Origin of the sequence: uncultured Microbacterium sp. (genome assembly GCF_913776565.1) — a bacterium.
Taxonomy (GTDB): Bacteria; Actinomycetota; Actinomycetes; order Actinomycetales; family Microbacteriaceae; genus Microbacterium.
This window is the reverse complement of record NZ_CAJYPF010000011.1, coordinates 1-5541: the sequence shown is the minus strand read 5'-3', so window position 1 is coordinate 5541 and position 5541 is coordinate 1. Positions and strand designations below refer to the sequence as shown.

The window sequence follows — 5541 nt, the reverse complement described above, 5'->3', positions numbered from 1 at the left end:
TCACCGACCCCGCAACGCTCGACGGCGGCGACGTGCTCAAGGTCGGCGAGACCGTCTACGTCGGCGCATCGTCGCGCACGAACGCGGAGGGTATCGCGCAGCTGCGGACGCTGCTCGAGCCGCGCGGGTGGGTCGTGCGCGAGATTCCGGTCACCAAGGTGCTGCACCTGAAGTCGGGGGTGACGGCGCTTCCGGACGGCACGGTGATCGGGTTTCCGCCGCTCGTCGATGAACCCGGCCTGTTCCCGCGGTTCGCGGGCGTTCCCGAGGAGCACGGCACCGCCGTGGTGGTGCTCGACGACAGCACCGTGCTCATGTCGTCGGACGCCCCCGAGACGGCCGCGGCGCACCGCGCGCGGGGGCTCGAGGTCGTCACGGTCGACATCAGCGAGTTCGAGAAGCTCGAGGGGTGCGTGACGTGCCTGTCGGTGCGGGTGCGTGACTGACGAGGGCGGGCCGCCTCGGCGCCGTCACGCCGATAAACGCCATCCGTGCCGAGAAACGCGGCGACAGCGCGTTTCTCGGCACAAACAGCGTTTATCGGCGCCAACCTCGCGGGCGCGCAACACCGCGGGCGCGCAACACCGCGGGCGCGCAACCCCGCGGGGGCGCAACCCCGCGGGCGCGCAACCCCGCGGGTGCGCAGGCCGACGCGATGCCCTCAGGCGTGCAGAGCCTCGTTCAGCGTCACGCCAACTCCGGCGCGCGCCGAGGCCTCGACCGCGCCGGTGAGGGAGTTGCGGCGGAACAGGATGCCGTCACGCCCCGACAGGTCGCCGGCCTTGACGGTCTCGTCTCCGACGCGCACCTTCGTCCCCGCGGTGACGTAGAGCCCGGCCTCGACGACGCAGTCGTCGCCCAGCGAGATGCCGATGCCGGCGTTCGCGCCCAGCAGGGTCCGCGCGCCGATCGAGACCCGGTGGGTGCCGCCGCCCGACAGCGTGCCCATGATCGAGGCGCCACCGCCGATGTCGGTGCCGTCGCCGATCACGACGCCCTGCGACACGCGCCCCTCGATCATCGACGAGCCGAGGGTGCCCGCGTTGAAGTTGACGAAGCCCTCGTGCATGACGGTGGTGCCGGGGGAGAGGTGGGCGCCCAGACGTACCCGTGACGCGTCGGCGATGCGGACCCCGGTGGGCAGGACGTAGTCGGTCAGGCGCGGGAACTTGTCGAGTCCCTGGATCTGGATGCCGTGGGCCCGAAGCCGCGGGAGCAGGCGCGTCGCGTCGTCGGGGTGCATCGGGCCGGCGGTGGTCCAGGCCACGTTGGGCAGGTGGCCGAAGATGCCGTCGAGGTTGATCTCGTTCGGACGCACGAGCAGGTGCGACAGCGCGTGCAGGCGCAGGTAGGCGTCGACGGTCGAGGTCGGGGCGGCATCCGCGTCGATCTGCAGGGACACGGTCTCGACGACGACGCCGCGGCGTTCGTCGGCGCCCGCGGACGCGGACAGCTCGGCTTCGAGCGCGGCGAGGTTCTCCGTTCCGCCGAGCCGAGGGGCCGGGAACCATGCGTCGAGCACCGTCCCTCCGGTGGTCCGCGTCGAGAGGCCGGCAGCGCTGATCAGTCGTTCGTCACTCACAGGCCCAGGCTACCGGCGCGGCCGCGTGTGAAAGGATCGGGGCATGTCCGGGCTCGACCTCACGTCCTCTTCCGTCGCCCTCACGCGGGCCGTCTGCGACATCCACAGCGAGTCGGGAGAAGAGACTCCTCTCGCGGATGCCATCGAGGCCGCCCTCTCGGCGTACCCCCACCTTGAGGTGATCCGCGACGGCGACACGATCGTGGCCCGCACCACGCTGGGCCGCGCGCGCCGCGTGGTGATCGCCGGGCACATCGACACGGTGCCCATCAACCGCAACCTTCCCGTCGAGGACCGGGAGATCGACGGCGAGGCGTTCCTGTGGGGACGCGGCACCGTCGACATGAAGGCGGGTGTCGCCGTGCAGCTCAAGCTCGCCGCAGAGCTGGACGCACCCCCGGTCGACATCACGTGGATGTGGTACGACCACGAAGAGGTCGACTCGTCGCTGAACGGCCTCGGACGACTCTCCCGCAACCGCCCCGACCTGTTCGAGGGCGACTTCGCGATCCTCGGCGAGCCGAGCAACGGCGAGGTCGAGGGGGGCTGCAACGGCACCCTGCGCGCCGTGGTGCGCACCACCGGCGTCCGCGCGCACAGCGCCCGCTCCTGGATCGGCGAGAACGCCATCCACAAGGCCGCCCCGATCCTCGCCCGCCTCGCTGAGTACCGCGCGCGCGAGATCGAGGTCGAGGGACTGGTCTACCGCGAGGGTCTGAACGCCGTGTCGATCACGGGCGGCGTGGCGGGCAACGTCATCCCCGACGCGTGCGCCGTCGAGGTCAATTGCCGCTTCGCCCCCAGCCGTGATGCGGCGGGCGCCGAGCGTGTCGTGCGCGACGTCTTCACCGGGTTCGAGGTCGAGATCGTCGACATCGCCGAGGGCGCCCGTCCCGGACTCGACGCCGAACTCGCGAAACAGTTCGTGGATGCCGTCGGCGCCACCCCCAAGCCCAAGTACGGCTGGACGGACGTGGCGCGGTTCTCGGCCCTCGGCATCCCGGCCGTCAATTACGGTCCCGGCGACCCGCACCTCGCGCATCACGACGAGGAACGCGTCCCCGTCGCGCAGATCGTCGCGGTCGAGAACGGTCTCCGCGCCTGGCTGAGCGGGTCGTGACCACCGGGGTCGCGGCATCCGCCCCGGTCCGGGCGTGGTCGCGCCTGCCGGTGGCGGCGCGCATCGCGCTGATCTACGTCGTGGCCCGTCTGATCACGACCGGGTTCTTCGTCGTCGCCGCGGCCCTGTCGACCCCGGCGTCGCGCTACGGCGTCTCTCCGTCTCTCGCCGAGCTCTCGATCGGGTGGGACGCCCAGTGGTACTGGTTGGTCGCGGTGTCGGGCTATCCGACCGAGCTGCCTCTCGCCGCGGGTGGGCACATCGCCGAGAACGCCTGGGCCTTCATGCCCCTGTACGCCTGGCTGTCGGGAGCGGTCGGGGCGCTCATGGGGTCGTGGGGCGCCGGCGCGGTGACCGTCTCGCTGCTGTCGGGATACGGCGCGTGCGTCGTGCTGCACGCTCTGCTGCGCGAGCGCATCGGCGCGTCGGCGGCGATATGGGCGGTCGTCCTGTTCGCGTGCGGCCCGCTCGCGGCGCTGTTCCAGGTCGGGTACGCCGAGTCGCTGTTCCTGTTCCTGCTCTTCTCGGCTCTGCGGTGCGTCCAGCGGCGACGGTGGGGCTGGCTCTACGCCCTCGTGCCGGCGATGGGCTTCACCCGTCCCGGCATCCTGGCCTTCGCGCTGTTCCTGGGGGCGTACGGCATCCATCGATTCCTCCGGCGACGGCACGAACCGCTGCCGTCGCGCGAGGTGGTACACATCGTCGCGTTGGGGGCGCTGGCCACGATCGTCGGGTTCTCGTGGCAGGTGATCGCGGCCGCGGTCACCGGCGATCAGGGGGCCTACCTGGCGACCGAGCTCGCCTGGCGCCGCAACTGGACGGGCAACAGCGAGGGCGGGTTCCTGCCCGGTGACGGGTGGGTGCAGGCCGCCGGCTTCTGGTTCACGCAGTGGGGTCTCGGTGTCTGGGCGGGGTATGCCTTCCTCGTCGCGCTGATCGTCGGCATCGCGTGCGTGCTGCTGTTCGTGCCGCAGGTGAAGAAGCTTGGCGTCGAGGTGCGCCTCTGGTCGGCGAGCTATCTGATCTACCTGCTGCTGGTGTTCTTCCCGCAGTCGAGCGTGTTCCGCCTTCTCGTGCCGGTGTCGCCGCTGTGGGGAGCGCTGGCCGTTCCGCGCTCGCGTGCGTGGCGCGGCGGCATCCTGGCCCTGTCGTTGCTGGGTCAGTGGTGGTGGATCTACAACATGTACGGCCTGGGCAACGCCTACTGGCAGATCCCCTGAGACGTTCGATGACCGCGACGCGGGCGCCTCGACACGGGGTCTTCGCGGCGACCGACTAAACTAGTCGGAGACCAATCACGAAAAGGGGGCCGCGATGGCAGCCATGAAGCCGCGTACCGGTGACGGACCGATGGAGGCCGTGAAGGAGGGCCGGTTGATCATCGTGCGGGTTCCGCTCGAGGGTGGCGGGCGACTCGTCGTCTCCGTCAACGACGCTGAGGCGAAAGAACTCTACGACGTGCTCGGAGGGGTCGTCGGCGCCGCCTGACGATCTTCGAGCTCACGAAAGCCGGTCCTTCGGGATCGGCTTTCGTCGTTCTCGGCGGGACGCGCCACGGAAAGAATCGATGGATGCCGTGCCCCCGGCGGGCGGCGCGTCCAACCGAAAAGGTGTGGACGACCGCCGCGGGTCGCCCTCCGTGTGGCGGGCTTCCGTGGCGGCTGCGCGCTCGGGTCGACTCAGCCCTGTGGGGGACGTGTGGTCAGCTGCAGCAGCCCCTCGCCCGTCGTGGAGAGGGCGCCGATGACGGCCGGGGAAGCCTGCACCTCTTGGATGAGCGACCGGTACGCGGTGGTGACGGGGTCGCGGCGCACGGGGTCGGCGACGGCGCCGCCGGAGAGCACCCGCGGGATGAGCACCGTGCCGCCCGCGCGCACGAGACGCAGACCGTGCTCCACGTACTCGATCACGCCCTCGGGGTCGGCGTCGATGAAGACGATGTCGTAGGAGGCCTCGTTCATGCGGGGCAGCACGTCGGCGGCGCGACCGGTGATGAAGCGCGCCCGTGCGGCGGGGATGCGGGCATCGGCGAAGGCCTGACGTGCCGCGCCGAGGTGCTCGGGCTCGCTGTCGATCGTGGTGATCGTCGCGCGGGGCGAACCGTGCAGCAACCACAGCCCCGAGACGCCCCCGCCGGTGCCGACCTCGACGATGTTGAGCGCGCGCGACGCGGCCGAGAGCACCGCGGCCTGGGCGCCGACGGCGGGGCTGATGGGGGCCGCGCCGAGCTCGAGCGCGTGCGCCCGAGCGCGAGCGATGTGCTCGGGCTCGACCGTCGTCTCCTGCACGAACCGCTCGTTCGCCTCATGACCGCTCACGTGGACCTCCACCCCTCAGGCTAGACGGCCCCGCGGTGCAAGCCCCCCAGGCGCGGCCGGTAATCTGGACCCATGTTCTTCGGCCTCACGATCGAGAAGCTGATGCTGATCGGCGTGATCGCCGCCGTGCTCATCGGCCCCGAGCGCCTTCCGCGCTACGCGGAGGCCCTGGCGAAGTTCACCAGGCGCGCGAAAGAGACGCTGCAGGGCGCGCGCACGCGCATGCGCGACGAGATGGGGCCCGAGTTCGACGACGTCGACTGGAAGAAGCTCGACCCCCGTCAATACGACCCGCGCCGCATCATCCGCGAGGCTCTTCTCGACGACACGCCCACGGCGACCATGCGCGCCGCCGGTGCCGCGGCTCTCGCCGCGCGCGAGAAGCCGGCGACGACGCCGTTCGTCGCGGGGGAGCGCCCGCCGTTCGACGACGAGGCGACCTGACCCGACCCGATCCCGGCGGGTTCGGGGCATCGACGGGCTCGGTCACCTGGTGTGTGATCCCGGAGCCCGACCCCCGG

At 71.3% G+C, this 5541-nt stretch carries 6 protein-coding genes and 1 pseudogene; 5 read left to right on the top strand and 2 right to left on the bottom strand.

Translation table 11 applies throughout. The features are described from left to right. Nucleotides 1-446: pseudogene (locus QZ433_RS00815) on the top strand (N(G),N(G)-dimethylarginine dimethylaminohydrolase); the annotation flags it as partial. A 215-nt stretch (nucleotides 447-661) separates the two neighbouring features. Here QZ433_RS00815 and dapD read toward each other — a convergent pair. Further along, on the bottom strand, nucleotides 662-1582 hold the full coding sequence (gene dapD, locus QZ433_RS00810; RefSeq protein WP_295779558.1) for a 2,3,4,5-tetrahydropyridine-2,6-dicarboxylate N-succinyltransferase: 921 nt from the start codon (nucleotides 1580-1582) through the stop codon (nucleotides 662-664). 43 nt (nucleotides 1583-1625) lie between these two features. Here dapD and dapE point away from each other — a divergent pair, with 43 nt between their 5' ends. The 3 genes from dapE to QZ433_RS00795 all read left to right on the top strand — a co-directional run bounded on the left by dapE (nucleotide 1626) and on the right by QZ433_RS00795 (nucleotide 4190). After that, nucleotides 1626-2702, top strand: coding sequence for a succinyl-diaminopimelate desuccinylase (gene dapE / locus QZ433_RS00805; RefSeq protein WP_295779557.1), 1077 nt, complete (start codon nucleotides 1626-1628; stop codon nucleotides 2700-2702). Continuing rightward, entirely contained in the window at nucleotides 2699-3922 is a 1224-nt protein-coding gene (locus QZ433_RS00800) for a hypothetical protein (RefSeq protein ID WP_295779556.1), read from the top strand. The genes dapE and QZ433_RS00800 overlap by 4 nt, the downstream gene beginning before the upstream one ends. 94 nt (nucleotides 3923-4016) lie before the next feature. After that, complete coding sequence (locus tag QZ433_RS00795) at nucleotides 4017-4190, top strand: DUF3117 domain-containing protein (RefSeq protein ID WP_076490128.1); 174 nt, start codon at nucleotides 4017-4019, stop codon at nucleotides 4188-4190. A 191-nt stretch (nucleotides 4191-4381) separates the two neighbouring features. Here the strand turns inward: QZ433_RS00795 and QZ433_RS00790 are convergent, their stop codons facing one another. Then, nucleotides 4382-5020: a class I SAM-dependent methyltransferase gene (locus QZ433_RS00790; RefSeq protein ID WP_295779555.1), complete on the bottom strand. Its 639-nt coding sequence runs from the start codon at nucleotides 5018-5020 to the stop codon at nucleotides 4382-4384. A gap of 72 nt (nucleotides 5021-5092) precedes the next feature. On the opposite strand from QZ433_RS00790, the gene QZ433_RS00785 reads away from it, so the two are divergent. Then, nucleotides 5093-5464: a twin-arginine translocase TatA/TatE family subunit gene (locus QZ433_RS00785; protein ID WP_295779554.1), complete on the top strand. Its 372-nt coding sequence runs from the start codon at nucleotides 5093-5095 to the stop codon at nucleotides 5462-5464. Nucleotides 5465-5541 lie beyond the last annotated feature (77 nt).

What these genes read in the sequence shown, in the direction of transcription:
- QZ433_RS00785 (WP_295779554.1), top strand. Translation starts at nt 5,093, where the DNA reads ATGTTCTTCGGCCTCACGATCGAGAAGCTGATGCTGATCGGCGTGATC.
- QZ433_RS00795 (WP_076490128.1), top strand. Translation starts at nt 4,017, where the DNA reads ATGGCAGCCATGAAGCCGCGTACCGGTGACGGACCGATGGAGGCCGTG.
- dapE (WP_295779557.1), top strand. Translation starts at nt 1,626, where the DNA reads ATGTCCGGGCTCGACCTCACGTCCTCTTCCGTCGCCCTCACGCGGGCC.